This is a genomic window from Mitsuaria sp. TWR114, assembly GCF_007997345.1.
Window position 1 is genome coordinate 1 of sequence record NZ_VOSR01000339.1, and the last position, 1,609, is coordinate 1,609.

Consider the following 1,609-nt stretch of genomic DNA (forward strand, 5'->3'; position numbering starts at 1 on the left):
GAACAGGTCGCGCAGGGCCAGGCTCACGCCGAACCGCGCCGTCACGCGCGACGTGAGCCGCGCCGCGGTCAACGAGTTGCCGCCGACGGCAAAGAAGTGGCTTCGCGGAGTCAGGCGAAGATCGCCGGCATCCTCGAGCACCTCGTGCCAGATCGCGGCGAGCGCCTGTTCGGTGTCGGTCAACGCCGCATCGCCCCCTGCATGGGGTCCCGCGTGAGGTCCCGTATCGCGTTTTGCATCGCTTCCCGCGTCCAGCATTGCGTCGGACGCTGCATAAGGCGCTGCGTCGGATGCAGCATCGAGCCTCCGAGGATCGGCGGCCTCCGCATCGACCGTGAAGCGCCCGTTCGCATGCACCGCGTAGGCATCGAGGCTGCCGTCCTGCCAGCCGCGACGCGCCGCGCTGCGCTGAATCTTGCCGCTCGAGGTCTTGGGCAGTCCGCCGGGGTTCAGCAGGACGGTCACCCTCGGCGCCTCGCCACAGACCTCGCCGACCACCGCCGCGATCGCGTCGACCAGCGCCTGCGGCGTCACCGCCTTGCGCGTGGCGCGGGACACCTCCGCCGCGACGCCGATCGCATCACCCGTCGGACCGGGCACCGCGAAGGCCGCGATGCGGCCCTTGCGAACGAGATCCAGCCGGGTCTCGAGCGCGGCCTCGATGTCCTGCGGATAGAGGTTGTGGCCGCGGACGATGATCAGGTCCTTGATGCGGCCGGTCACGTAGAGCTCGCCGTCCAGCACGAAGCCCAGGTCACCGGTGCGCAGCCAGCGATCCGGCCCCTCCTCCACGAAGGTCTCGGCGCTGGCCTCCGGCCTACCCCAGTAGCCTAGCGCGACGCTGGGACCCTTCACCTGGATCTCGCCGATCTCGCCCGCGCCACGCACCGCGGCGCTGGACGGATCGACGATCCGCAAGGCGTGATCGGGCGCGACGACCCCGCAGCCGACCAGGCGCTGGGAGCCGACGTCAGTGGCAACCTCCCCATCCTCCGGCAACGGCTCGGCGATCCCCCGCTTCAAGGCCTCGCTCGAGAAGCGACGCGATACCGCACCGTGCGTGCGCTGGCTGCCAGTCACCAGCAGCGTTGCCTCGGCCAGCCCGTAGCTCGGCGTGACGGCACGCGCCGCGAAGCCGCACGGCGCGAAGGCGGCCTGAAAGGCCGCAACCGTGTCGGCGCGGACCGGCTCGGCGCCCGACAGCGCGATGCGCCAGGCGCTGAGGTCCCAGGCTGGCGGCGCGTTCCGGTCGGCGCGCGCGACGCGCTCGGCGCACAGGCGATAGGCGAAGTCGGGACCGGCGGCCACCGTGCCGCGATAGCGGTGCATCGCGTCCAGCCAGCGCGTGGGTCGCGCGAGGAAGGCCGCCGTGGTCATCAGCACCAGCATCCCGCCGGCGTGCAGCGGCTGCAGCAGGCCGCCGATCAGGCCCATGTCGTGGAACGGCGGCAACCAGCTGACGTAGACGTCCCGCGCGGTGGTGCCCAGCGTCGCCTGGATCGCGATCTCGTTGGCCATCAGGTTGCCGTGGCTGACCATCACGCCCTTGGGCGTGGACGTCGATCCGGACGTGTATTGCAGGAAGGCGATGTCGGCGGGTCGCGGACGG

Annotated in this window: 1 protein-coding gene; it reads right to left on the reverse strand. The window is 71.4% G+C overall.

The annotated features are described in order from the left end of the window. Positions 1-1,609: AMP-binding protein (locus FUT87_RS13435; protein WP_147241345.1), on the reverse strand; the 1,609-nt coding region annotated here is incomplete at both ends.